A 24,468-nucleotide genomic window follows, 5' to 3' on the forward strand; every position below is an offset into this window, starting at 1 on the left:
GCGCGAGTTGGACTACAGCGCGAAACCTGCCATGCCCCCATGCTGGCTGTCCTGACCACCTGCCAGCAGGTGCATGGGCATCGGCTGCAGTTCGTCGACGGAAGAAATTTCAATATTGCCCACGACATGTGGTTGTCGCTCACCCAGTCCGGTCGACTCTGGTTCCTTTTCCTTGGCCATTCTCGCGTGGTTCGCTGCGATTTCATGAAGAGTTGACACGTTACATCTCCGGTGACTGACCAAGCTTGGCGCTGGTGTCCTTAACATTAGTTGGATTTGCCGTGGCGCGTCAGAATTTCGTCGTGAGCGCGGGCTGGAGCGAGCCTTTGCAAACGCTGAGCCAGAGAGGAGGGCGCAAGGAGGGTACGACAGGTCAGGCGACGAGTGGTGAAGAGCGGGCGGCTACACAGTGGTGGAGGCTTAGGACTTCCGATGTCCCGCGCGGTCGTTGGCAGTCACGCGATGGGGGGGACGTCCAGTTCGTCATCGTCGCTCTTGAGATGCTGGTTCCAACCAAAGAACGACAGGCCAAAAAACAACAGGGGAAGCAGGGCACAACTGATGATCAGCAAGTGCATGGTGTCGCTCCGTATCAGGCCTTGTTTTTATTGTTCTGATATTGCGGGAAACGCGGTAACGGCTTTGATACTAGAGGTGATGGCAATTTGAGGTCAAGGTATATTGCCGGTATTTAGCTGTCATTTCGGCCAAATCTCACGCCTGGCAGACGCCGCCCGCGCATTTCTCCGAATTGTCGCTGTGCCGCTGCCAGGATCAGCCTTGTACCGATTGTTGGCGCTCGCCTTCCCGGCGTATGCTGCGTCCGCGCACTGATCAACAGGCGCAGGGATTCAACCATCGAAACAAGGGAATGCCCATGCTCAGGTACTTCGATAATTCAGGATTGTTCAAAAACACTTCGTCTCACAGCAACGGCTCACCCGGCAACGCCATCGTCGCCTGGGAGCGGAGAAATCTTGCTCTGAACACGAAGGAGTTTTTGCTATGTCCAAAGAACTACTCGGAGTTTCTGCTCTAGGCCTGATGGTATTAGGCGAGTTTTGCGCCATTTACAGTGAAGTGGTCACTGCCCGCCTGGCGCACACCGCCGGGCAATCCTGGCATGCGTTTGCCTTGCCGGTGGCACTGATGTGTATCGCCGGGCTGTTTTTGCTGGGAGCCTACTGGCTGGGTTACCGGGCTGTCGGTGATATCTGGACAGTCACCGTGGTGTCAGTGATTTCCCTACTGCTGCTTGAGCCGATCGTGGTCTGGTGTTTGTTCCAGGAGGCGCCGGGCCGGGGCGCACTGATTGGTTTTTGTCTGGGTGCGCTGGGCATGTTGTCCACTGTATTGCTGTAACCCACGATGCCGGCCCGGTTCATTGGACCGAGCCGGCATCATCGCCGTTTATCAGGCGGCTTGCTTCTTGTGCTGCGCCTTCATGGCTTCCATCTGTGCCCCCAATTCTTCCAGTGCCGCTTTGCCCAGGAGCTTTTTCGCCTGAGGAAACATTTCGGTTTCTTCCTCCTCGATGTGATGTTCCAGCAACTCTTTCACCACCTTGGCGCGTCCGGCGAACTCCGGAGTGGTCGGATCGGTCATTTTGAGGTCAGGCAGCACCAGGGAATCTACGGTGCGGTGTTCTTCCTTGGCTTCGTAGTACATTTCGTCCTGCTCCTTACCCCCGGCTGCTTTGAAAGCCGGATAAAGGATTTCTTCCTCCAACCGGGTGTGGAGGGAGATTTCCATTTCCAGTTTGGCTACCAGTTCAGTGCGTTTTTTCACAGCGCGATCGGTCGATTCGCTGAGTTGAGTGAGCAGGGCTTTCACCCGTTCATGGTCGGCTTTCAACAGGTCAATGGCATTCATGCAAGACACCTCCAGGGACACGGTGGGGCAGGCGCGGATCGGGCTTTGCCAATCGCGATAAACACCCGGGTGATATTGCAGGGCTTGTGCCAAGTTAAGTCTGCATAAAACGCTCGACAATACAGTGGCTTAGCAGTGCTTAAAGGTGCGCCTGCCGTGCAGCTTGCACGAATCAGCGGGGAATCACTTGCAAATGACCTGATTGATTCGTTGATGCCGTCGAGCGGCAGCGCTGCGGACACATAACGAAATGATTTACACTTCCAGTCTTTATCGGAGGGCAGTGTGTCGTGGATGGTTTTGCGCTTCTCGCTGACTTCCTGCAACGCTGGGTTGTGGCCCCGGTCAGTCAGCAATTTTTCAGCCTGTTCGACCTGAATGGCCGCTTTGGTCTGTTTTTTCTATTGGTCTCGTACACCATTGCCTACAGCCTGTTTCGCTACCGAAAGGCTCGCGGCCTGACGGATGCGCCGAGCTTCTGGCAGTTCATCGGCGGTGCGCAAGTTCATTTGCATCGTTCGGCCTTGCTGGATTTGCGCTATTACTTTGTGCGCGGCATTCTCAAGGTCGCGCTGGTACTGCCGATTGTCGGCCTGGTTGATCCCTATATTCTGCGCTCTGGCGATTATGGCGCGTTTTTCACCGGCCTCTGGGGGGCGCGGGTGGAGATGGGGCAGCACCTGGGCCTGTCCCTGTTGTTCGGTCTGGGCGTGTTCCTGATTCAGGACTTCACCGACTACTGGCTGCACCGCGCCTTTCATAGCCGCTGGCTCTGGGCCTTCCACAAGGTTCATCACTCGGCGCCGGTGTTGACGCCCGCCACGGCGAGCCGCGTGCACTTCCTGGAAAAAGTCGCGGAAAAGCTGACCAATACCCTGTGCCTGAGTGCCTATGCGGGGATCTTCTGGTACGCCTGTGGCGGCGAAGTGAGTCGCTACACCCTGTTTGGCGTGACGTATATCGTGCTGATCCTCAATAGCCTGGCTGCCAATTTGCGGCACAGTCATGTCTGGCTGTCTTTCGGGCCGCTCATCGAACATTTGCTCAACAGTCCGGCTCAGCACCAGATCCACCACAGTGACGCCCCACGGCATTTCAATAAGAACTTCGGCACCAATCTGTCATTGTGGGATTGGCTGTTCGGCACGCTCTACGTCACCCGCACGACCCCCGAGAGCATCCGCTTCGGCACCGGAGCTACCAGCGATCAGCAGCGTTACCTGAGCCTCTACAGTCTGATCGTCCTGCCTTTTATCGACACGGCACGCAAAATTCGGCGGCATAAGCGTCGGCGAGCGCTTGCGTCGAGTGTTGGAAAAACGCCCTCAGTGGCGGCCGCTCGGTCGTTGTAATTCTGAACTTCGAACAACTTCCTGATGGTTTGCGAAGTCCCCGGCACTCTACTTCCGAATAACTACGAAAGTGAACGGATAGTCATCCACCGCTAAGCGGAGTTACTGTAGTTCATGTGCGCGGGGTGAATCAGGGAGAGAGGAGATGCCAATAAGATCCAATGTGTATCACGTGTTCATGGAGCACTACCCGGATGCGCAATTTGTCACGGTTTACCACGAAAACGGCCGTGTTTCGCAGATTGCTTCCGGTAAGTGTCAGGGACGGGTCGAGTTGGTATTCGTCGGGACTTACGAGGCCAATGGCGCTCAGGTGATTGAAAGTTGCATCAGTGAAGACAGTTGCGGACTGCCGGAGATTCTCTGTAGCGAGGGGCCGATGCACTATTACCAGATGGGCGCTGAACTGGCGATGGACCATGCCAAAAGTCCGATTTGCAGTAAGCCTTGAGAGATGTGCGATGACCGTTGTCAGTGAGTTTTTTTGACGTTAATGGAGTTGATGAAAGAGCCTGCGTGAAGGCTGCTCACTTTTTTCAAACGCCGGGATAGCTCCCTCCCTCGGGATACCTGCTGAATTACCGCCTGTCTGATTTACCCACTCCGAAACCCTTTCCACGTAAAAAACGTGTGGTTATTGAAGGACTTAGCCAAAAAAAATGTAACTTTCTTCATGTAAATATCTTGTTACAAGTGTTTTGGTCGGGTATTATCCGTCCCGCGTTCACCACCACGGTTTATGCATTTTTAAGCCCCAAGTTTCCATCAGCTACTTGGGCTTTTTTTTGCCTGAAATTTGACCTTCCCCCCTTCGTTTTGCCTTTTCCTGGCGCGGGCTGCCGCTAGAATGGCCTGCTTTGGACGCTGGAGTGCCCGCTGATGCGCAGAGAAATCGGTTACTGGAATCGCGAAGGGCGTGAGCTGTTCTATTACCTGGAGTTCCTGCCGCAGACGGCGGAGTTTTTCATCACCTGCGAACACCTGCCCAAGGACGGCGAGAAAAGTGTCAGGTCGGTGCCGCTGAGTGAGGCGCGGGGCGAGCGCTATTACGAAGATGCGCTGCTGATCATCAAGGAAGAGTTGTTCAGGGATTACCGCATCTGAAACCCCTGACTGCAACGAGCGCAGCGGCCAGAGGCGGGGCTCAGGCGATCAGGTCTACCTTGCCGGTCGCCAGGCGGTAGATCCCGCCGACGATTTTCAACTTGCCAACGCTGATGGCCTGGGACAGCACCGGGGACGCGCTCTTGAGGGTTTGCACCGAGTCCTTGACGTTCTGCACGGTGGCATTGAGCAGCAGGTCGCCGGGTTGCTTGAGGACTTTCTCGACCACCGGCTTCAAGGTCAGCGTCAATTTCTGTATCTGCCCTGGATAGACTGTGTTGTCCTGGGTGGTCTTGATCGCTGCGGCAAACGCGCCGCAACTTTCGTGGCCCAGCACCACGATCACCGGCGCCCCCAGCGCCAGCACTGCGTACTCCAGGCTGGCGGTGCCTTCGTCGGTGACGAAGTTGCCGGCGACGCGCACCGCAAACAGATCACCCCGGGCCGTGTCGAACGCGTACTCGGGGGCGATGCGCGAGTCCGCGCAACTCAAAACCGGGGACGGCTCAGCCAAGTCTAGATGGTTTAGGAGGTGCTACAGTTTTTGCAGCACCTACGAACCGGAGGCCATAGTCATGCTGCTCAATAAACCGGAACAGGAACTGCGACGCGATCTGCAGGCGATAGCCTCGGATCTGCGCTGGTCGGCCGTGGACATGAAAGCCATCGCCCAGCGCCTCGATCAGGCGGGCAATCCGGCTGACGCACAGATGCTTTTGCGCATGTGCGAGGTTTTCGAGAAGACCGAGATGCGGCTCGCCAGCTACGCCAATGAAGTCAAGGCCCACAAGATCAACCTCACGGTTTGAGCCGAAGCACGGCCGCAAAGCCCGTGCTTGAACGTACAAGAGGTTTGCCGAGGCCCGACAATTTCTATAAAGTTAACTACTAGGTCAACTTTTTAGGCTTGTCGGCCCTTCGCATCGCCAGGAAGGGTTTCTGAATGACCTGAGATTTCCCCGAATACCATAACGACATGGACGGATTTCATAACCGTCCAGAGGATGATCCATGTCCAACCGTGATATATCCCGACGCTCCTTCCTGCAGGGCGGGTTAATCGCTGGCGTCAGCGTCACGCTGACCCCGCTCAGCTCCCAGGCACTGGCGGCCTTGATGGAAAACAGCGTGACCGTGCCTTCCGAGCAATGGCTGGGCAACAACGGCAAGGCGCGCATGCGTAACGATTCCCTGTCCAAGGTCTGCGGCAGCAAGGTATTTGCCCGCGACATCCGCGCCAAGGACATGCCGGGCTGGCCCCAGCAGCAGGGCCACGCAATGCTGCTCAAGACCATTCGTGCCGACCGCCTCTATGAAGGTTTCGACCTGAGCCTGCTGGGCGCCGACCTGCAGCCCGATCGCATCGTCACCGCCGAGGACCTGGACAAGGACGGCATCGTTTTCCCCGAAGATCACGCCCCCGATCCATTGTTGCCGACCGGCAAGGTGCCGATGTTCATCGGCCATCCGGTGGCGATCCTGATCTGGAACGACTTCGAGCGCTTCCGCAAGGCGAAGAACCTGCTCAAGTTCAACGACAAGGCCATCCGCTACGGCGCCCAGGCGCCGCTGTACACCCGCGACCCCTACGGCAGCTTCCGTTATGTGCGGGTCGGCGGCGCGACGTCGGCTGATGAAGACGAGTTCGCCAGCCTCAAGGACTCGATCCTGTTCCCGATGATTCGCGAACGCCGCCCGGTATGGAATGCCCAGCCCAACCTGCACGGCAACCTGACCGAGCGCGGGCTGTTTTATGCCGACCGCATGAAGCAGCAACTGGAGACCCCGCCGGAAGGCTGGATGGTCTTCGACCAGCGCTACAAGACGCCGTCCATCGAGCCGGCTGCCCTGGAACCGGACAACGGTAACGGCTGGTACGATCCGGCGACCAAGACCCTGCATTTTGTGGTCGCCACCCAATGCCCGCTGGAAGCGGCGACGGAAACCGTGAAGATGATCGTCCCGTCGCGTTTCGGCCTGAACACGCTGAACATGCACCCGGGCTACACCGTGGGTTATGGCTCCAAGGACCACAATATCTTTGTCTACTACGCGGCCCTGGCAGCGTTGTATGGCAACGGTGTGCCGGTGCGCCTGGCCAACGACCGCTACGAGCAGTTCCAGAGCGGGATCAAGCGTCACCCGTTCGACATCCGCTACCAGTTGGCGGTGGACAAGCAGGATCACAGCTTCAAGATTTTCCGCGCCGACATGACCGTCGACGGCGGTGGCCGGATCAACTACAGCCCGTCCGTGGCGGCGGTAGGTGCCACGGCGGCGCAGTCGATCTACTACATGCCGCAGAACGACTTGCAGGTCACCGCGTACCACTCGCGCGGCGTCGAAGCCGGTTCGATGCGTGGCTACGGCACCCTGCAGAGCATGGCCGCCACCGAAATGATGGTGGATGAAATCGCCGATCAGTTGCAGGTCGATGCCATCGAACTGCGGCGCAAGAACGTCCTGCGTTCGGGGATGAAAAACACCCAGGGCGCGGTGCCGGCCGGTGCCTTGCGCCTGCACGAGATCCTCGACAAGGCGGCCGGTTTCGACCTGTGGAAGAACCGCCACGCGCTGAAACAACAGGAAGACGCCAAGGACCCGGACAACTGGTACGGCATCGGTTTCGCCATCTGCCAGAAAGACTTCGGCACCGGCTCCGAAGCACCGATGGCAAGCATTGCCTTCAGCGCTGACGGGCACATTACGCTGCGCCATATCGGCATCGAGATCGGTACGGGCATGTCGACTTCCCAGGCGCTGGTGGTCGCCGACTTCCTCGGCAACCCGGCCAGTGAAGTGAAAACCGGTGAAACTGAGTGGGGCGAGTTGCAACTGACCAGCAGTGGCAACCCTTACATCATGAGCCAGGCCGAGCAGGACGCCGTGCTGCGCAACCCGCGCTGGGTCGGCAAGCTGGCCTCAGCATCGTCGGCTACCAACTCGGCCTACTACTTCAGCCACGCCACCCGTGAAGCGGCCCGTGTGCTGTTCAACCACGGCCTGTGGCCAGCCGCCGTGGAAATCTGGCGCCAGGGGCCGTTTGGCGGCCAGGCCAACCCCTATGTGCTGCGCCGCGAAGACGCCCATTGGGTCGATGGCAAGCTGACCGCGAACGGCATGGAACCGCTGCCGTTCGCCATGCTCGCCAAGCGCGCCCACGAGCGCGGCCTGGTGACCGGCGCCACGGTGCACGGTTTCAACCGCTGGAGCTGGGCCGAGGCCGAGTTCAGCATCAACGGCGTACGTGAACGCCTGCCCCTCGACGCCCTGGCCGTGCAGTACGGCGACGGTGCGCCGAAGGCGATCAAGGCGCAGATGAGCAGCGCTGGTTTCCACCTGTTGGATCGGCAGAACGTGGCTTACCCGGCCACTCAGTTGAACAACGCTGCTGTGACCTACTACAGCCCGGTGGCAACCATCGTCGAGCTGAAGGTCAATAAAGGCTCGGGCGAAGTGCAGGTGCTCAATCACCACTCCTGGCTGGAATGCGGCCGTGTGCTGGTGCCGGAATTGGTCAAGGGCCAGCTCGAGGGCGGTATCGCCATGGGGATCGGCCACGCGTTGCTGGAAGAAATGCCGCTGTACGAAGGTGGGCCAGGGGAGGGTGACTGGAACTTCAACCGTTACCGTCTGCCGCGGGCCAAGGACGTCGCGGTCTGGAAACAGACCTCGGAAATCCTCCCGCCGTTGTCACCCAGCGATCCGTCCAAGGGCATCGCCGAGGTGGTGATGATCCCGGTGGTGGGTGCCATCGCCAACGCCGTGGCCCATGCCATCGGCAAGCGGGTCCGTGACCTGCCTATTACTCCAGCGCGCATCAAGGAGGCCCTCAATGGCTAACCGTCCCCTGCAACTGACCCTCAATGGTCAAACCGTCGGTCCCGTCGAGATCCCTGATGATCTGCCGATGATCGACTACCTGCACGAATACCGTAACCTCACCGGATCGCGCCTGGGCTGCGGCCAGGGCATCTGCCACGCCTGCGTGGTGATCGTCGACAACCCCGACGGCACCAGCGAGGAAGTGCGCACCTGCATCACCGGTGCGCATTACTTCGAAGGCAAGAAGATCCGCACCATCGAAGGCCACGCCAAGCGCGACGAGGCCGGCAAGGTCACCGAGCTGAACCCGATCCAGCAGCGTTTCGTCGATGAGTTCGCGTTCCAGTGCAGCTATTGCGCGCCGGGCTTTGTCAATGCAGCCACGGTGCTGGTGGAAAAACTGCAGCGCCAGCCAATCAAGAAGAGCCAGCTGGAAGCGGTGATCGAGGACAGTCTCGGCCACCACATCTGTCGTTGCACCGGCTACGTGCGCTACTACAGCGCCACGCGCAACGTGCTCACCGATCTTGGCCTGGTCAAGGAGGGTTGAGCATGAATCGACTACTCACCGGTCTCGCCGGCGCCGTGGGCCTGGCCGTGGCCTTCATGGCCAGCCAGCAGGTTCAGGCCGCCGATGCGCAACAGGTCAAGCAGGGCGAGTACCTGGCGCGGGCCGCCGACTGCATGGCCTGCCACACCGCTCCGGGTGGCGCCCCCTATGCGGGTGGCCTGCCGATCGTTTCGCCGTTCGGCACCATCTATGGCACCAACATCACCCCGGACAAGGAACACGGCATCGGCGAATACAGCGATGACGAGTTCTTCGCCGCGCTGACCGAAGGCAAGCGCCGTGATGGCGCCAACCTGTACCCGGCGATGCCGTACACCTCGTATCACCTGATGCCGCGTGCCGACTCTGATGCGATTCACGCGTACCTGAAGACCATCGCGCCGATCAACCGCGCGGCCCCGACCACCAGCCTGAGTTTTCCGTTCAACGTGCGCCCGGGCCTGATCGGCTGGAACATGCTCTACGGCAAGGACGTCAAGCTGCAAGCCGCTGACGGCAAGAGCGAAGCCTGGAAGCGCGGGCAGTACATGGTCGACGTGCTCGGTCACTGCGGCGAATGCCACACCCCGCGTAACGTCACCGGGGCCATGGTCCAGGACAAACGCATGACCGGCGGCCTGCTCAACGGCTACCTGGCGCCAAGCCTGCTGGCCAACGACCTGGCAGCTCGCGGCTGGAATCACCAGGACCTCAGCTCGTTCCTCAAGCACGGCATGAGTGCCCAGGGCAGCATGTTCAACGAGATGTTCCCGGTGTTCCACAACAGCACCCAGCACCTGACCGATCCGGACTTGGCGGCCATGGCCACCTTCCTCCTCGGTGATCAGCCGCCGCAGCCCAAGCTGCTGACCGAAGTCGCGCCGGACAAGCTGACCGCCAGCGCTCAGCGCGGACGCCAGGATTACCTGAACGTCTGCGCCGGTTGCCACGGCACCAGCGGCGAAGGCAAACCGCACATCGCGGTGGCGATGCAGGGCAACACCACGCTGCGCCTGGAAGATCCGCGTAACCTGTTGCGGGTGATCGATGACGGGATTGGCGAACAGCAATTCTCCGGTTTCGAGCGCATGCAGCCGATGCCGGGCTTTGCCGACAAGTTGAGCGCGCAGCAATCCACCGATCTGATCAACTACCTGCGTCAGGCCTGGGGCGGTCAACCGACTGACCTGGCACAAAGTCAGATCGAGCAACTCAAGGCAGAGGCTCCCGCGGAGCACAAGGCGCACTGACATGCAGCATCTTGATCTGCAAGTGATCCGCCGTGCGCTGGCCTGGTCCAGCGCCGGCGAGCGTGTCTGGCTGTGCAGTGTCCTCGGCACCTACGGTTCGGCGCCTCGTGCGCCGGGCTCGATGCTGGCGGTGAACGCCAGCGGCCACTGGATTGGCTCGCTGTCCGGTGGCTGCGTCGAGGATGATTTCCTCGAGCGCATGGCCGAGGGCTTGTTCAGCGAGGCGGTGAGCGTGGTGCGTTACGGCGAGACCGACGACCCGCGCTCCCGGGTCAAGCTGCCCTGTGGCGGCTTGCTCGACGTGCTGGTGGAAAAGCTTGAAGCGGACTGCGACACCCAGGCCCATCTGCGCGAACTGGAATCGGCGCTGCTGGGGCAACGGCGGCTGATCCGTGAAGTCGACCTGCAAACCGGCGCACGCAGCCTGTTCGCCGACCGTGAACACGGGCCGCGCATCGAGCGCGAGATCGATCGGGTGCGGATTCGCGTTGGGGCGGCGCAACGGCTGTTGCTCGCCGGCTACTCCAGCGTGGCGCAGGCCTGTGCCGAGTTTGGCGTGGGCCTGGGGTTCGAAGTGATCCTCTGTGATCCGCGTGACGAAGTGTTGGAAGGCGTGGTGCTGGACAACGTCGAGATTCGACGCCAGTTACCCTCGGTGTTTATTGCCGATGGCGGCTGTCACAGCGACACGGCGGTGGTGGCGCTGACCCATGATCCGAAGATCGATGATCTGGCGATGATGGAAGCGGTGCGCACCGATGCGTTTTATATCGGGGTCATGGGTTCGCTGCAGACCTCGCAAAAACGCTTCGAGCGTTTGCGTCGTATCGGTGGTCTGGGGGAGGCTGATTTGGCGCGGATCCACGCGCCCATCGGGCTGAACCTGGGCAGCAAGACACCGGCGGAAATCGCCTTGGCAGTGCTCGCCGATATCCTGCGTATCCGCAGCGGTATCGCCCGGGACCAGCTCTGAAAGTGCATCGCTGAGCTGTTGCGGCCTGATACTTGAGGTCGCAACAGTGCTAGCGGAAGCGTGGTAGTGGTCGATCCAGCGGTTTGAGCGAGGTCAGCGCGTTCTGGATGGCGGGCGCGTCTTTCTCGATATCCTGCAGACGATCGCGGATTTTCATCGCGGTGGGGTGGCCGTCATGGCGGTCGACCCAGTCGGCGATTTCCTTGCAGGCGGCGGTCAGGCGGGTCTGGCGCGAGTCGAGCAAGGTCAACAAGGTGGTGATGGACTCTTTTTCGGACATGGGAAGTGCCTCCATAAGTCATGAATGCCCCCATCAACTATAGATCCCGGGGGCAAACCTGCAAAAACACCGCATGCTATTCGTCGCCTGACTCATGGGCGATGCGTTTCTGCGTCCTCCAGATACCAACCCTCCAGTGTCCAGCTTAGGTGATGGGTGGGGCGCAGCGCGTTGATAAAGGCCGGGTCATGGGAGGCGACGACTATTGCTCCGGCGAAACCCTGCAGCGCCTGTTCCAGCGCCTGCACCGAAGCCAGGTCGAGGTGGTTGGTGGGTTCGTCGAGCAGCAGCAACTGCGCCGGCACCTGGCGCCAGCAGGCAAGAGCCAGGGCGGCCTTCAGCCGTTCGCCGCCGCTCAGTTGGCCAGTCGGCAGATTGACCCGGGTTGCGTCCAGTTGCAGCTGCGCCAGACGGCTGCGCAGTGCGCTTTCGGACAACGATGTGTGCTCTGGATTGAGCAACTCCAGCAGCGAGCGCCCGGGGTGAAGCAGATCCAGCTGTTGATCGAGGTAAGCGCACGGCACGTGGGTCTGACAGTGCCCGGCCAACGGCGAGATCAAGCCTGCGAGCAGCTTCAGTAGTGTGGATTTTCCGCAACCGTTGGGACCGCTGAGCGCCACTCGAACCGGTCCGGACAACGCCAGATCGAGGCGGCTGGCGGCAGCGTCGACGGGTAGCCAAGGCAGTTGGGCGTTCGTCAGTGTCATGACTTGCCGGTGATTGGGCACGGCAGTGCCGGGCAGGGGGATCAGCACCGGGGCATTCGCCACGACTCGGGCGAAGGCCTCTCGCACCTGCTGGTCCAGTGCGCTTTTGTCAGCCTGATGGGCCTGGCGCACATGCCCCATGATCTCTGTGGCCCGGCCTTTCATCGACGCGCGCTCGATGCGCGAGACGTTGGCCGTTTCAGCATGTTTGCGTGAGCGTGCGGCGTGGCGCTGGACGCTGTCGTGCTCGCGCTGCTGGCGCTGCAGGTGCCGCCGGCGTTCGTTGCGACTGTGCTCCAGGGCTGACTGCGCTGCGGCCTGCTCGACGGCACGCTGGGCGAGGTAGCCTGTGTAGTTGCCGGAAAACACCTGGACCGCCGAGGGCGTCAGTTCGGCGATGCGTTCAACGCTGTCGAGCAGCACTCGATCATGGCTGGCCACAATCAATCCACCGCGCCATTCGTCGAGGCGCTGCAGTAACCAGCGCCGACCTTCGGCGTCGAGGTGATTGCTTGGCTCATCCAGCACCAAGCCATCTGCGCCGCTGAGAAACGCGCCGATCAGGGCGATACGCGCGCGTTGCCCACCGCTGAGGCTGTCGACCCCGTGTTCGGCGCGTAAACCGGCCAAGTCGGCTTCAGCGAGTGAGGTCTGGAAGCGTTCGGCGAGGTCCCAGCGTTCGCCAATGATGTCGAAATCGCCGACGTCCGCGCTGCCTGCCGCCAGGCGTGCGAGGGCCTTGAGGGTGTCGGCAACCCCTGCCGCCTGGGCGACGCTTTGGCCGCAGGCGCCGGGCGGTTGCTGCGCGACATAGGCGATTTGGCCATAGCGGGTCAGGGTTCCCGCGCTGGGTTGCAGCTCGCCGGCCAGCAACCGGGCGAGCACCGATTTGCCGCAACCGTTGCGCCCGACAATCGCGGTGCGGCGTTGATCGAACTGCAGGTCGAGGGCGTCGAACAGGGTGTCGCCGTTGGCGAATTGAAAGCTCAGCTGGTTGAGGCTGATGAGGGTCGGCGAATGCGTGACGTGAGTCATGGCACCTCCAGAAAATGTCGAAAAAGGCCAACAAGCGCCGGGGGCGGCTTGTTGCGGTCACATTTTTTGAAAGGCTCAGTTGTTCACGGCGAACGATCATCCTGGGGGGCAAGAGGGTGGAAAGCCTAACTCAGTAGGCGATGGCCTTACAAGTCCTATGGCTTTTTCGCCAGGCTTTGCAGGAACATCATCAGGCCCACTTCTTCCCGGCTCAGGCGCTTGCGCTGTCTCGGCCTGGGCAGCTCGGCCAGGGTGCCGAGGAGGAAGGCGTCGAGCACTGCCGGGTGGATGTAGCACTTGCGACACACGGCGGGGGTGTTGCCCAGTTCCCGGGCAATCGCCTTGACCATCTCGACCACGTGCTGCTTGGCTTCGCTGGCCGACTCCCATTTCAGCTCGCGTAACGCCGACAGTGCCAGGCTGCTGCCGGCCCAGGTGCGGTAGTCCTTGGCGGTAAAACCGCCGGCCGTGAGGCTGTGCAGGTAGGCATTGATGTCGGAGGAACTGACGGTGTGCCGCTGCCCCTCATCGTCGAGGTACTGGAATAGGTCCTGGCCGGGGAGTTCCAGGCAGCGTTTGATGACTCGCGCCAGGCGTCGATCCTTAACGGTGATCTGGTGTTCAACGCCGCTCTTTCCGCGAAACTGGAAGGCGATCGCGCTGCCGTTGATCGCCACGTGCTTGTTGCGCAGGGTGGTCAGGCCGTACGAGCGGTTTTCGCGAGCGTATTGGCTGTTGCCGATGCGGATCAGCGTGGTGTCGAGCAGGCTGATAACCGTGGCCATGACCTTGTCGCGACTGTGCCCCGGCAGCGCCAGTTGCGCCTCCAGGCGCTGGCGAAGTTTGGGCAGGGCCATTCCAAACGCCAGCAGCCGAGAATACTTGTCACCGTCGCGGACCTCGCGCCAGCGTGGGTGATAACGGTACTGCTTGCGACCTCGGGCATCACGCCCAGTGGCCTGCAGGTGACCCTGCGGGTCGGCGCAGATCCACACGTCGGTGTAAGCCGGAGGGACGGCCAGCGCGTTGAGGCGTTTGATTTCGTCGGCTTCGCTGATGCGCTGGCCGGCGGCATCGAAATAACAGAATTTGCCGCGCAGGCGTTTGCGGCGGATGCCCGGTTGAGTGTCGTCAACGTAATGGAGGTCTGGCGGTAAGGCGGCGATCTCGGGCATGGCGCAAGGTCCTGGGCGGGCTGTTATAGCCATTGACCGCAGGACATCGCACAAGGTGCCGTTGGTTCAGGCCAGCACCGCCACCGCCTTGATCTGCGCCCACAACGCCTGGCCGGGATGTAGTTGCAGGTGATCGCGCGAATAGCGGGTGATGCGCGCCAGCAGCGGCGTGCCGGCGACGTCCAGGCGCACCAGGACATGGGCGGCGTTGTCGGCGGCGACTTCGCTGATCACGGTCACCGGCAGGCGATTGAGGATGCTGCTCTGGGCATCGGCTTGCAGACTGAGGCTGACGTCCCGCGCCTGGACCTTGAAACGCAAGGCCTGACCCACTGCCAGCGGCAGGTGGGCGACGCGCACGCTCAATTGACTGTGGGGCAGTTGCAGGGTCAGCAACTGGTAGTCGGGATCGTAGTCGGTGACCAAGCCGTCAATGACCACCCCGGCGTCGTCGCCGAGGGCCAGGGGCAGGTCGAGGCGCGCCAACGTCTCGCCCACCGGCCCGCTGGCCAGGGCCTTGCCGGCGCTGAGCAGAACAATGTGGTCGGCCAGCCGCGCGACTTCGTCCTGGGAGTGGCTGACGTACAGCACCGGAATGTCCAGCTCGTCGTGCAGCCGCTCAAGGTACGGCAGGATTTCGCTCTTGCGCTGCGAATCCAGCGCCGCCAGTGGCTCGTCCATCAGCAGCAGTCGCGGACTTGTGAGCAGCGCCCGGGCAATGCCGACGCGCTGGCGCTCGCCACCGGACAGATGCTGCGGGTGACGGTCGAGCAAATGACCGATGCCCAGCAGGGTGGTGGCGTGGTCCATGTCGACCCGGCGCTGCTGGCGGGGAATCCGCCGCAGGCCGAACTCGAGGTTCGCCAGCACCGACAGGTGTGGGAACAGGCTGGCCTCCTGGAATACATAGCCCAGTGCGCGCTTGTGCGGCGGCACGAACAGCTGGCGCTGGCTGTCCTGCCAGACCTCGTCGTTGATCTGGATAAACCCGTGCTCGGCACGCTCCAGACCGGCGATGCAGCGCAGGCAGGTGGTCTTGCCCGAACCGGAGTGACCATAGAGCGCTGTGACGCCGCGGCCGGGCAACTCGAGGTCGACGTCCAGGGAAAAATCCGGGTACTTCAGTTGCAGGCGGGCGTGAATTGCAGCACTCATCAATCAGCTCCAGCCGGCCTTGCTCTGGCGGCTGGAGTACAGCGCCAGCAGCACCAGGAACGAAAATATCAGCATCGCCCCGGCCAGCCAGTGGGCCTGGGCATACTCCATGGCTTCGACGTGATCGTAGATCTGCACCGAGACCACGCGGGTCTTGTCGGGAATATTGCCGCCAATCATCAGCACCACGCCGAACTCACCGACGGTATGGGCGAAGCCGAGAATCGCGGCAGTGATAAAACCGGGGCGGGCGAGGGGCAGGATCACGCTGAAAAAGGTGTCCCAGGGATTGGCCCGCAGGGTTGCCGCCACTTCCAGCGGCCGCGTGCCGATGGCCGAGAAGGCGTTTTGCAGGGGCTGGACCACAAAGGGCATCGAGTAGATCACCGAGCCGATCACCAGCCCGGCGAAACTGAACGTCAGAGTGCCCAGGCCCAGGGCCTGGGTCAGTTGGCCGAGAAAGCCGTTTGGCCCCAGGCTCAGCAGCAGGTAGAAGCCGATCACGGTCGGAGGCAGCACCAGTGGCAGCGCGACCACGGCGCCCACCGGCCCGCGCCACCAGGACCGCGTGCGCGACAGCCACAAGGCGATCGGCGTGCCGATGATCAGCAGGATCACGGTGGTCAGCGACGCCAGTTTCAGGGTCAGCCAAATGGCGGCGAAGTCGGCGCTGGTCAGGGTCATTTAGAGTTGGTAACCGTAAGACTTGATCACGGTCGCGGCTTTCGGCCCCTTGAGGTAGTCAACCAGCGCCTTGGCGGCCGGGTTGTTCTTGCCCTTGTCGAGAATCACCGCGCCCTGCTTGATCGGGTCGTGCATGTCAGCCGGGACAATCCAGGCCGATCCGCCGGTGACTTTGCCGTCTTTGTAGATCTGCGACAAGGCCACGAAGCCCAGTTCGGCATTGCCGGTGGAGACGAACTGGTAGGCCTGGGTGATGTTCTGTCCTTCGACGAGCTTGCCCTTGACCTGATCGGTCAGGCCCAGCTTGGCCAGCACCTGGGTCGCGGCGAGGCCGTAGGGTGCGGCTTTCGGGTTGGCGATGGACAGGTGCTGGTATTGATTGTCTTTGAGTACCTGTCCTTCGGCGTCGACGTAGCCTGCCTTGGCCGACCACAGTGCCAGGGTGCCGATGGCGTAGGTGAAGCGCGAACCCTTGACCGTGGCGCCTTCGCTTTCGAGTTTCTGCGGGGTGATGTCGTCGGCCGAGAGGAATACTTCAAACGGCGCGCCGTTCTTGATCTGTGTGTAGAACTGGCCGGTGGCGCCGTAGGAAGCCACCAGCTTGTGCCCGGTGTCCTTCTCGAAGTCGGCGGCAATCGCCTGGATCGGCGCACTGAAATTGGCGGCGACGGCGACCTGGACCTCGTCGGCCTGGGCTGTGCCGAGGGTGAGCAGAGAGATCAGGCAGAGTGGGGCGAGACGAGAGACACGATGGGTCATGAAGCGGCTCCGGGGCGAGGGTGGGTATTACGCTATGTAGTTAAATATATAGCGAAAGGCCGTGGAGCGGAATGGCTTGTGTGTGTTTGATGTCTGTCGGAGATAATGTGGTCGACCACCGCCGATGTTGCTCAACCCGAGTCAAGCCCGCTTCAGACCAACCGCGCCAACGCCTCATCCGCCAAACGCCGTGTCAAATCCGCGGTCGACAACTCCACCCCCAAATGCACCGCCTGGCCCGCCCACAGGTTGCTGAAGTCGGCCTCACCCTTGGCCCGCAACGGCAGCAGGGCGCCGCCGGCCAACGGGAAGGCCGGAGCTTGCGGGCAGATCGGGCCGAGTTCGCGCATGACCCTATTGATGATGCCGCGCGCCGGGCGGCCGGTGAAAATGTTGGTGACGGCCGTATCGCTGTCCCGGGCGCTGCGCAGGGCCCGGTGGTGGGAGGCACTGACCTTGGCCTCGGGGGTGAACAGGAAGGCGGTGCCCAGTTGCACCGCCGATGCGCCCAGGGCCAATGCCGCGGCGATCCCGCGTGCATCGCCAATCCCGCCGGCAGCGATCACCGGCACGCTGACGGCGTCGACAATCTGCGGCACCAGGGCGAAGGTGCCGACCTGGCTGCTCAGGTCATCGCTCAAGAACATCCCGCGATGGCCCCCCGCTTCATAGCCCATGGCGATGATCGCATCACACCCATGCTGTTCCAGCCAGATTGCTTCGGCCACGGTGGTGGCGGAGGACAGCACCTTGGCGCCGGTGGCCTTGACCCGTTCGAGCAGGGATTTTTCAGGCAGGCCGAAGTGAAAACTCACCACCTCGGGGCGAAATTCTTCCACCACGGCGCAGGCGGCGGCATCGAAAGGCGCGCGATTGGACACCGGTGTCGGCGCCTCGAAATCCACGCCCAGCTCCCGGTAATAGGGCTCCAGCAGTTGTTTCCACTGCTGGGCCCGCTGCTCGTCGGGTGCGGGCGGTTGATGGCAGAAGAAATTCACATTCAATGGGCGCTGGCTATATTGGCGAATGGTCGCAAGCTCCTCGCGCAGTTGCTCGGTGCCGAGCATGGCGGCGGGCATTGAGCCCAGTGCGCCGGCATTGCAGGCGGCTATCACCATAGCCGAGCCAGTGGCGCCGGCCATGGGGGCCTGGATGATCGGCAACTCGATGCCCAGCAGATCAAGGATTCGGGTGTCTGGCCATTGGCTCATCAGCGCTGTGCTCCTGCTGGAAAAAATCGGAGAATGATTCGCTCAGTGGCCGACCAGCCACTGCCGAGGCGCAAAATCATAGACCCCGGGGCAGTCGTCGGTCATGGCTTTTTTCGGTCATGGCTGACAAGGTAAGGCCCTGGACCGATTTCAGCACATCATCAAGGAGGGCTTTGCCATGAGCAGCAAACAGCTGGAAATAAGAGCATTTCGCGTCGCCGGTTTGCGTGTTAACACGTTGAACAGCGCTGAACAAAACGCGTCGACAGCCAGAATCGGCCCGATGTGGCAGCGATTTTTTACCGAGGGCTTGTACGAAAGCATCGCCAACAAGACTCCGGCCTCAAAAGTCTATGGCGTGTATTCCAACTATGAGTCGAATGCCAGCGGCTCGTTTGATGTCACGGCCGGAGTGGCGGTCGACGCGCCGGCTGGCGATTACCCGAGCATTGAAGTCGAAGGCGGGCAATACCTGGTGTTCGATGCCCAGGGCGCGATGCCAGGTGCGGTGATTGAGGCCTGGACACGGGTCTGGGCTTTTTTCGAAGCCCATCCGCAGATCAAGCGGCGCTTTGCCACCGATTTCGAGGCCTATACCGGACCCGACAGCGTGGCGGTGCATATCGGCATTTTCTAGGACTGCTGTTCCCGCGCCAGTAACTGCCGCTTGCGCTCAACGCCCCAGCGATAGCCCGACAACTCGCCATCGCTGCGCACCACCCGATGACAGGGAATCGCCACGGCAAGGGTGTTGGCACCACAGGCCTGGGCCACGGCGCGAAAGGATTTCGGCGCGCCGATGCGCTGGGCAATCTCGGCATAGCTGGCAGTGCTGCCCAGCGGAATGTCCCGCAGGGCGCTCCAGACCCGCTGCTGAAAGGCCGTGCCGCGCACATCCAGCGGCAGGTCGAGGCCCAGGGCAGGGACCTCGATAAAGCCCACCACCTTGGCGATCAACTGCTCGAAATCCGGGTTGGCGCCGATCAGATTGGCCTCACGGAAACGGTCCTGCAGGTCCTCGACCAGAGCGTTTGGATCGTCCCCCAGGAGAATCGCGCAGACCCCGCGCTGGCTTTGCGCCACCAGAATTGCGCCGAGCGAACACTCGCCAACGGCAAAATGGATCTCAGTGTTCTGGCCACGTGCCCGGTAATCGCTGGGCTTCATGCCGAGCACGTGGTCGGCGGATTCGTAGAAGCGACTGTTGGAGTTGAACCCTGCATCGTACAGCGCATCGGTGACCGAGGCCGCGGACTCGAGGCGCTCGCGTACACGGCGCGAACGTTGGGCCGTGGCATAGGCCTTGGGGGTCAGGCCGGTGACGGCCTTGAACACGCGATGGAAGTGGAACGGACTCATGCTCGCGGCGCTGGCCAACTCGGCGAGCAGCGGCAGGCTGTCGCTGGCTTCGATCTGCCGGCAGGCCGCTGCCACCAGCGCCGCGTGCTGCGCAGCGACCAGGCTCTGATCTGCCGCCGCCCGTTTGCTGGGGCGAAAGCCGGCGGCCCGGGCCTGCTCCTCAGTGTCGAAAAACACCACGTTCTTCGGGTGCGGCAAGCGCGCGAGGCTGCTCGGACGGCAGTAGATGCCGGTGGTCTTGACCGCGTAGACAAATTGCCCGTCGGCGCGCGGATCGCGGTTCAGCACAGCGGACCAGCGGGGATCTTGCTCAACAGTGGATTGGCTTGAGGACATGCGCAGGCACTCGGTGAAGATAGATCTCAGACTACCCCTTGAGTCCGCACAAGGCACTCTGCTGCTTGCGGTCAAACTCGGTCGGTCAGCCGGCCATGCGCAGGGTGAAGTTGATCCGCTGGGCGCCCAACTGCGGATGCTGGCCGTCCTTGAGCGGCAATACCCCGTGATAGCGCAAGCGGTCGACCCCGCCCCAGACCACCACATCGCCATGAAACAATGACACGCGTTGACTTCTGGCACTGCGCTCCAAGCCGCCGAACAGGAAGACTGCCGGCAAGCCGAGAGACACCGAAACCACGGGCCACTGGTAGGAACGTTCGTTTTTATCCTGATGTAGTGACATCTTGGCCCCGGGCAAATAGCGATTGATCAGGCAGGCATCCGGCTCGAAACCGGGGAAGCCGCCCTCGCTCGCCGCCAACCGCGCCAACTCGCGGAACGCAGCGGGCATCGCGGGCCAGGGTTGGCCGCTGGCGGGGTCGAAGGAGGTGTAGCGATATCCGCTGCGGTCGGTGGTCCAGCCCAGGCTGCCGCAACTGCTCAGGCCCACCGACATGGTGAAGCCACCGGGGGTGAGCATGTTGCGAAAGGGCGCTGCCGCCAGCACTTCAGCCAGTGCCGGCAGCAGACGGGTCACCCAGGGCAGGGCGAAACCGCGTAGCACGAAGGCCTGCTCGCCGATCTGCTGGGTGCGCGCCGGTTGCGCATCGGCGTCGGCGAACAGGTCAGGCATGATCGGCATCATGGATTTAGCCTACAGCGCCTTGCTCACGCGGATTTCGGTGATTTCTTCAGGGCCCTCACCGTGAATGGCGACAAGCGCAGCCCTGGCCTCTTCTTCGGTGCCATTGGCCAGTTGGGCGAATTCGAAGCGGCGCTCGCCGTCGAGTTTGTACTTGATGACGTACTTGGTGGTTTGGGTCACGGGCATACCTGTCTGTCGTGATCAGCTGAGTTTGCTGCTGGAGCGGCGGATAATCTTGATCGAATGGGTCAGCGTCGGCTTGCGGGTCACACTGATCGCCCGGCGGTTGACGGTGTCGATGGTGATGTTCCAGAAACCGGTGCTCGGGGCGGTAATCTTCGCGGGGAACGTGTCGAACGCGCCGCCATGATAGGTATGGCGCCCGCCGTTCTTGAAGCTGCGAAAGTTGGCGTCGTTCATCAGGCGGATATTGCACATTTGCGAGCATTGAATGACGACGATGTCATCTTCGTTGAGGTGCTCGCGCTGGTGGATAAATTTCATGGGGCGCCTCCAGAAGGGCTTTTGCTACAAAATCAAAACGATGGGCCAGTTTATCAGCCCGCACGGCGCAAAGGCCGACTGTTGCCCATGGGTTTGACAATTAAAAACAGTTATCCGGGTTTTTTTGCGCAATAAAGCCTGTCAGCCCGGAGAAAAACCGGATTTATGCGGTCGGAAGGTCTTTATTGGAGATTTTGTATGAAACGCGGCGTTTTGTTGTTGGCATTGTTGATGAGTGGTTGTGCGACAGTCTCGGACATCAATCAGACCCTGCCCACCATGAACGTGATTTCCGGGAAGAAACCTCAGGAATATGCCAACTGCGTCGCCGAGAAACTGGCCAAGAGTCGTGGCGCGGTGCAGATGGAGCCGCATAAGGATGGTGTGCGGGTCATCGTCCCCGGCAAGCTCTCCGCCGATCCGGCCGCCGTCTTCGATATCGAAGAGCGCTCGGGCGGCAGCAGCATCAAACTGCATGAAAGTATGTCCAACGTGCCGATGCGCCCAGGTGACATTGGCAAGGCGGCCAATGAGTGCATCTCCGGCTGAGGACGCCAGCCGGCAAGCCTACGCCCGACTCGGTCTCGACTGCCGGCTCGGGCTTTTTTGTGCCCAGCCGGCGGTTGTGATGGCCAGTGGATTCCCTTACTCTGGGTAGGCTTATACAAAATATGTCTAAGCTTATAACTAGAATAAGAGAGGGTCTGAGATGGAGTTCAAACCGAGGCTGCTGGCCAGCCTGATGCTCGTGGCCGTGAGCGTTGCCCAGGCCGATGATGGCCAGAAGATCTACACCCAGGGTGGCGCGCAACCGGCGGCGACTGCCTGTTTTGCCTGCCATGGCGCTGATGGCATGGGCATGCCAGCCGCTGGGTTTCCGCGCCTGGCAGGGTTATCGGCCGATTATTTGCGCAAACAGTTGGAAGACTTTCGCAGCGGCTCCCGGGAAAACCCGGTGATGCAGCCACTGGCCAAGGCCTTGAGCGAGGCCGAGATCCAGGCAGTGACCCGCACCCTGGCGGCGATGCCTGCACCGAAAACCCCGCTGGTCAGCCGGGAACAGGTGCCGAACGGGCCCGGCGCGCAGTTGGCCTTGCGCGGCGCCTGGGATCGGCAGATCCCCGAGTGCGTGATGTGCCATGGTCCGGGAGGCGTGGGTGTGGGTTCGGTCTTTCCGCCATTGGCCGGTCAGTCGGCCGCCTACCTGAGCGCGCAGTTGAATGCCTGGCGTGACGGCAGCCGGCACAACGATTCCAATGACTTGATGGGGCACATCGCCAAATCCCTGACACCGGAAGAGATCAAGGCGGTCACCGAATATTTTGCGACCTTGGGCAGCCAGGAGGCCAGGCCATGAAGATTCTTGTATTCGTACCCTGGGTTCTGGCCTTGTCCAGTCTCAACGTATTCGCTGCGCAGACCGCGATGGACGATCAGTCGGAACTGAGAACCCCGGCGGCGCCTGCCGGTTCGGTCGACTACTTCCAACCGCCGGCCGAGCATGAACTGCCGGACAACGCCTTTGGCAAACTGGTGCGCCAGGGCCACAGCCTGTTCGTCGACACCAAACGCCAGGCCCCGGCCTTTGTCGGCAATGGTCTCAACTGCAGTAACTGCCACCTCGATCAGGGGCGCCTGGCCAACTCTGCGCCGCTGTGGGGCGCGTATCCGATGTACCCGGCTTACCGCAAGAAAAACGACAAGGTCAATACGTTCGCCGAACGTCTGCAGGGCTGCTTCGAGTTCAGCATGAACGGCAAGCCGCCGGCAGCGGATGGACCTGAGATCAGTGCGTTGTCGGCCTATGCCTATTGGCTGGCCACCCAGGCGCCGACCGGGGTTGAGTTGCCAGGACGGGGTTATCCTGAGGTGGCGCAACCGGCCAAGGGCTATGACATTGCCCAGGGTGCGCAAGTGTACAAGGCGCAGTGTGCGGTGTGTCATGGCGACGCGGGGCAGGGGCAAAAAGTCGGCAACGACTACGTGCTGCCTCCGCTCTGGGGTAAAGACTCCTACAACTGGGGCGCGGGGATGCACCGGATCAATACCGCGGCGTCCTTCATCCAGTACAACATGCCCCTGGGTAAGGCCAAAACCCTCAGCGACCAGCAGGCCTGGGACGTCGCAGCCTTCATCAACAGCCATGAACGGCCGCAGGATCCCCGGTTGATTGACGGCTCCATCGAGAAGACCCGGGTCAAGTTCCACGCCAATGACGGGGTCAATCTGTATGGGCAAACCGTGGATGGCGTGCTGATCGGGCAGGGCATCCGGTAAACTGCTGGCCATCAAACCAGTGTTGCCTGGGGCTGAGTGCAGATGCTCTTGTAGGAGCGAGCTTGCTCGCTCCTACAGGGGATCTTCATTTTACCTGCGGGTAGCATTGTCATTTCATGGAGCAGTCAATGAAACGCGAAAAAGTCAGAGAGCGCCACGCCGGAGGGCACATTTGTGCCACGCACGTGATTCAGAATCCGGCCAATCCGGGGGAATGGATTGTGTTTTTCAAGAAGAGCGCGGGGCGCAGCTTTTTCCTGGTGGACGACAGCGATGAGGTTGAATCTTTCGCGCGCCTCGATGACTTGATCGAGACCGTGCGCGGCCTGGGGATCAAATTCGCCGAAATCCACATGTAAACCTATCCGCTATTTGCAGATCACCACCAGGCTGCGGCTCTTGAAGTTGCCGACATCAACGCCCAGGGTTTTCTCGCTTTCCTTCAGCGACGGCGTGCCATCGGTGCCGACGATTCGGTAACCGGTGCCTGCGCACGAGGCATCGGCTTTCTCGTAGCACTTGGCCCACGAGTTGACCTCACCCGAACAGTCGATCTCCAACCCCTGTTGCCCGTCATCGAGGTAGGTTTTCGAGGCGGTGGCACAGCCACTCAGGAGCAGCACGGCGATCAGCGCCAGGTAGTTTTTCATCGGGTTGCCGCCATGAAGAGGAGGGGAGGTAAAAAGTTCTGCAGCAGAGGTTATAGCGATTGGCCATTTCGGTACAGTCATACACAAAAAAGCCCCGCGCCGCGATGATCGCGTGGGCAGGGCCGTTTGGCTAAGTGCTTTTACTCGGGCTTGGCACCGCGACGTTTTGGCGCTGGGCGCGTATCTTCGAACACCGATGCGACTTCAATCGCCATGGCTTCGGTGGGAAGTGGTCCGGCGACCGTTTCCCCATCTGTGCGATCGATGTTCCATTGACCGTCTTTGGTCTTGTTGATCAGGTAACCGTTGACGCTTTTTGCTTCCGACATCTATTTGTCTCATTGGCGGGTTCAATCGCGCCATGATAGCCGCAAATGTGTTGGCAAAGCGGCCTCTGGTCTAAAGTGAAGCCTTTGTGGAACTATCTCGACGATTATTTCTCTATGATGGCATCGGTTAGCCAGTGCGGGGCATTGTAAGGTGCCTGCGGCCTGATTAGACTGCGCCGAAACTCGTACACACAGCCCTTTCAAGGACTTTTATGATCAAGAAATGCTTGTTCCCAGCAGCCGGTTACGGTACTCGCTTCCTGCCAGCGACTAAGGCTATGCCTAAAGAAATGCTGCCGGTGGTGAACAAGCCACTGATCCAGTACGGCGTCG

Annotated in this window: 31 protein-coding genes and 1 pseudogene; 15 read left to right on the forward strand and 17 right to left on the reverse strand. The window is 61.2% G+C overall.

The annotated features are described in order from the left end of the window. Positions 1-12: 12 nt before the first annotated feature. The gene (locus NR126_RS24120; protein ID WP_105755801.1) at positions 13-219 is read right to left on the reverse strand and encodes a hypothetical protein; all 207 of its coding nucleotides are present in this window, start codon (positions 217-219) and stop codon (positions 13-15) included. A gap of 236 nt (positions 220-455) precedes the next feature. After that, positions 456-578 (reverse strand): hypothetical protein, encoded by a 123-nt coding sequence (locus tag NR126_RS24125; protein ID WP_256351055.1) that lies wholly within the window; start codon positions 576-578, stop codon positions 456-458. A gap of 466 nt (positions 579-1,044) precedes the next feature. Here NR126_RS24125 and NR126_RS24130 point away from each other — a divergent pair, with 466 nt between their 5' ends. After that, a complete protein-coding gene (locus NR126_RS24130; RefSeq protein ID WP_027618325.1) occupies positions 1,045-1,362 on the forward strand; it encodes a hypothetical protein in 318 nt (105 codons plus the stop codon). Between the two features lie 51 nt (positions 1,363-1,413). On the opposite strand, the gene NR126_RS24135 is transcribed toward NR126_RS24130, so the two are convergent. Next, on the reverse strand, positions 1,414-1,872 hold the full coding sequence (locus NR126_RS24135) for a hemerythrin domain-containing protein (protein ID WP_105755802.1): 459 nt from the start codon (positions 1,870-1,872) through the stop codon (positions 1,414-1,416). A gap of 290 nt (positions 1,873-2,162) precedes the next feature. Between NR126_RS24135 and NR126_RS24140 the strand changes: the two genes are divergently transcribed. The 3 genes from NR126_RS24140 (at position 2,163) to NR126_RS24150 (ending at position 4,328) form a co-directional block, all read left to right on the forward strand. Further along, positions 2,163-3,224 (forward strand): sterol desaturase family protein, encoded by a 1,062-nt coding sequence (locus NR126_RS24140; RefSeq protein WP_105755803.1) that lies wholly within the window; start codon positions 2,163-2,165, stop codon positions 3,222-3,224. Between the two features lie 145 nt (positions 3,225-3,369). Further along, positions 3,370-3,675 (forward strand): hypothetical protein, encoded by a 306-nt coding sequence (locus tag NR126_RS24145; RefSeq protein ID WP_146118250.1) that lies wholly within the window; start codon positions 3,370-3,372, stop codon positions 3,673-3,675. A gap of 428 nt (positions 3,676-4,103) precedes the next feature. Continuing rightward, positions 4,104-4,328, forward strand: a complete 225-nt coding sequence (locus tag NR126_RS24150) for a hypothetical protein (protein ID WP_105755804.1) — start codon at positions 4,104-4,106, stop codon at positions 4,326-4,328. 40 nt (positions 4,329-4,368) lie between these two features. On the opposite strand, the pseudogene NR126_RS24155 reads toward NR126_RS24150, so the two are convergent. Continuing rightward, a pseudogene (locus tag NR126_RS24155) lies at positions 4,369-4,824 on the reverse strand (carbonic anhydrase); the annotation flags it as partial. 79 nt (positions 4,825-4,903) lie between these two features. On the opposite strand from NR126_RS24155, the gene NR126_RS24160 reads away from it, so the two are divergent. The 5 genes from NR126_RS24160 to NR126_RS24180 all read left to right on the forward strand — a co-directional run bounded on the left by NR126_RS24160 (position 4,904) and on the right by NR126_RS24180 (position 10,926). Next, the gene (locus NR126_RS24160) at positions 4,904-5,137 is read left to right on the forward strand and encodes a hypothetical protein (protein WP_027618320.1); all 234 of its coding nucleotides are present in this window, start codon (positions 4,904-4,906) and stop codon (positions 5,135-5,137) included. Between the two features lie 202 nt (positions 5,138-5,339). Beyond that, positions 5,340-8,171, forward strand: a complete 2,832-nt coding sequence (locus tag NR126_RS24165) for a xanthine dehydrogenase family protein molybdopterin-binding subunit (protein ID WP_256831870.1) — start codon at positions 5,340-5,342, stop codon at positions 8,169-8,171. Continuing rightward, a complete protein-coding gene (locus NR126_RS24170; RefSeq protein WP_027618318.1) occupies positions 8,164-8,703 on the forward strand; it encodes a (2Fe-2S)-binding protein in 540 nt (179 codons plus the stop codon). The genes NR126_RS24165 and NR126_RS24170 overlap by 8 nt, the downstream gene beginning before the upstream one ends. Before the next feature lie 2 nt (positions 8,704-8,705). Further along, the gene (locus tag NR126_RS24175) at positions 8,706-9,953 is read left to right on the forward strand and encodes a cytochrome c (RefSeq protein WP_105755806.1); all 1,248 of its coding nucleotides are present in this window, start codon (positions 8,706-8,708) and stop codon (positions 9,951-9,953) included. Position 9,954: 1 nt separating this feature from the next. Beyond that, on the forward strand, positions 9,955-10,926 hold the full coding sequence (locus NR126_RS24180) for an XdhC family protein (RefSeq protein ID WP_027618316.1): 972 nt from the start codon (positions 9,955-9,957) through the stop codon (positions 10,924-10,926). A gap of 49 nt (positions 10,927-10,975) precedes the next feature. On the opposite strand, the gene NR126_RS24185 is transcribed toward NR126_RS24180, so the two are convergent. The 7 genes from NR126_RS24185 to NR126_RS24215 all read right to left on the reverse strand — a co-directional run bounded on the left by NR126_RS24185 (position 10,976) and on the right by NR126_RS24215 (position 17,932). Then, positions 10,976-11,206 (reverse strand): hypothetical protein, encoded by a 231-nt coding sequence (locus tag NR126_RS24185; RefSeq protein ID WP_027618315.1) that lies wholly within the window; start codon positions 11,204-11,206, stop codon positions 10,976-10,978. 92 nt (positions 11,207-11,298) lie between these two features. Then, positions 11,299-12,948: an ABC-F family ATP-binding cassette domain-containing protein gene (locus NR126_RS24190; protein WP_256831886.1), complete on the reverse strand. Its 1,650-nt coding sequence runs from the start codon at positions 12,946-12,948 to the stop codon at positions 11,299-11,301. 155 nt (positions 12,949-13,103) lie between these two features. Beyond that, a complete protein-coding gene (locus tag NR126_RS24195) occupies positions 13,104-14,123 on the reverse strand; it encodes a DNA topoisomerase IB (protein WP_256831889.1) in 1,020 nt (339 codons plus the stop codon). Between the two features lie 66 nt (positions 14,124-14,189). Beyond that, positions 14,190-15,278 (reverse strand): molybdenum ABC transporter ATP-binding protein, encoded by a 1,089-nt coding sequence (gene modC, locus NR126_RS24200; RefSeq protein ID WP_256831893.1) that lies wholly within the window; start codon positions 15,276-15,278, stop codon positions 14,190-14,192. Between the two features lie 3 nt (positions 15,279-15,281). Then, a complete protein-coding gene (gene modB, locus NR126_RS24205) occupies positions 15,282-15,962 on the reverse strand; it encodes a molybdate ABC transporter permease subunit (protein WP_027618311.1) in 681 nt (226 codons plus the stop codon). Then, complete coding sequence (gene modA / locus NR126_RS24210) at positions 15,963-16,721, reverse strand: molybdate ABC transporter substrate-binding protein (RefSeq protein WP_256831896.1); 759 nt, start codon at positions 16,719-16,721, stop codon at positions 15,963-15,965. It abuts the gene before it with no gap. A gap of 152 nt (positions 16,722-16,873) precedes the next feature. Then, complete coding sequence (locus NR126_RS24215) at positions 16,874-17,932, reverse strand: nitronate monooxygenase family protein (protein WP_256831901.1); 1,059 nt, start codon at positions 17,930-17,932, stop codon at positions 16,874-16,876. A 178-nt stretch (positions 17,933-18,110) separates the two neighbouring features. On the opposite strand from NR126_RS24215, the gene NR126_RS24220 reads away from it, so the two are divergent. Continuing rightward, the gene (locus NR126_RS24220) at positions 18,111-18,569 is read left to right on the forward strand and encodes a GyrI-like domain-containing protein (protein ID WP_027618308.1); all 459 of its coding nucleotides are present in this window, start codon (positions 18,111-18,113) and stop codon (positions 18,567-18,569) included. On the opposite strand, the gene ada is transcribed toward NR126_RS24220, so the two are convergent. The 4 genes from ada to NR126_RS24240 form a co-directional block, all read right to left on the reverse strand. Next, positions 18,566-19,627, reverse strand: a complete 1,062-nt coding sequence (ada, locus tag NR126_RS24225) for a bifunctional DNA-binding transcriptional regulator/O6-methylguanine-DNA methyltransferase Ada (RefSeq protein WP_256831909.1) — start codon at positions 19,625-19,627, stop codon at positions 18,566-18,568. The genes NR126_RS24220 and ada overlap by 4 nt on opposite strands. 85 nt (positions 19,628-19,712) lie before the next feature. Next, positions 19,713-20,375 (reverse strand): DNA oxidative demethylase AlkB, encoded by a 663-nt coding sequence (gene alkB / locus NR126_RS24230; protein WP_027618306.1) that lies wholly within the window; start codon positions 20,373-20,375, stop codon positions 19,713-19,715. A 9-nt stretch (positions 20,376-20,384) separates the two neighbouring features. Then, positions 20,385-20,561, reverse strand: a complete 177-nt coding sequence (locus NR126_RS24235; RefSeq protein WP_177327238.1) for a hypothetical protein — start codon at positions 20,559-20,561, stop codon at positions 20,385-20,387. A 15-nt stretch (positions 20,562-20,576) separates the two neighbouring features. Then, positions 20,577-20,879 carry a DUF1883 domain-containing protein gene (locus NR126_RS24240; RefSeq protein ID WP_027618305.1) on the reverse strand — a complete coding sequence of 101 codons (303 nt, stop codon included), beginning with the start codon at positions 20,877-20,879 and terminating at the stop codon, positions 20,577-20,579. 198 nt (positions 20,880-21,077) lie between these two features. Between NR126_RS24240 and NR126_RS24245 the strand changes: the two genes are divergently transcribed. From NR126_RS24245 to NR126_RS24260, 4 genes are all read left to right on the forward strand, one after another. Continuing rightward, on the forward strand, positions 21,078-21,428 hold the full coding sequence (locus NR126_RS24245) for a hypothetical protein (protein ID WP_027618304.1): 351 nt from the start codon (positions 21,078-21,080) through the stop codon (positions 21,426-21,428). 160 nt (positions 21,429-21,588) lie between these two features. After that, positions 21,589-22,236: a cytochrome c gene (locus tag NR126_RS24250; protein ID WP_105755813.1), complete on the forward strand. Its 648-nt coding sequence runs from the start codon at positions 21,589-21,591 to the stop codon at positions 22,234-22,236. Positions 22,237-22,304: 68 nt separating this feature from the next. Continuing rightward, positions 22,305-23,156, forward strand: a complete 852-nt coding sequence (locus tag NR126_RS24255; RefSeq protein ID WP_256351126.1) for a c-type cytochrome — start codon at positions 22,305-22,307, stop codon at positions 23,154-23,156. A 128-nt stretch (positions 23,157-23,284) separates the two neighbouring features. Beyond that, positions 23,285-23,515 carry a hypothetical protein gene (locus NR126_RS24260; RefSeq protein WP_027618301.1) on the forward strand — a complete coding sequence of 77 codons (231 nt, stop codon included), beginning with the start codon at positions 23,285-23,287 and terminating at the stop codon, positions 23,513-23,515. A gap of 9 nt (positions 23,516-23,524) precedes the next feature. Here NR126_RS24260 and NR126_RS24265 read toward each other — a convergent pair whose 3' ends face one another. Further along, positions 23,525-23,806 (reverse strand): hypothetical protein, encoded by a 282-nt coding sequence (locus NR126_RS24265; RefSeq protein ID WP_027618300.1) that lies wholly within the window; start codon positions 23,804-23,806, stop codon positions 23,525-23,527. 140 nt (positions 23,807-23,946) lie between these two features. Continuing rightward, the gene (locus NR126_RS24270) at positions 23,947-24,135 is read right to left on the reverse strand and encodes a hypothetical protein (RefSeq protein ID WP_027618299.1); all 189 of its coding nucleotides are present in this window, start codon (positions 24,133-24,135) and stop codon (positions 23,947-23,949) included. Between the two features lie 212 nt (positions 24,136-24,347). On the opposite strand from NR126_RS24270, the gene NR126_RS24275 reads away from it, so the two are divergent. Continuing rightward, positions 24,348-24,468 (forward strand): sugar phosphate nucleotidyltransferase (locus NR126_RS24275; RefSeq protein WP_256830676.1); only part of this gene is annotated, 121 nt, incomplete at its 3' end.

This window comes from Pseudomonas sp. Pse1 (assembly GCF_024519635.1).
Taxonomy (GTDB): domain Bacteria; phylum Pseudomonadota; class Gammaproteobacteria; order Pseudomonadales; family Pseudomonadaceae; genus Aquipseudomonas.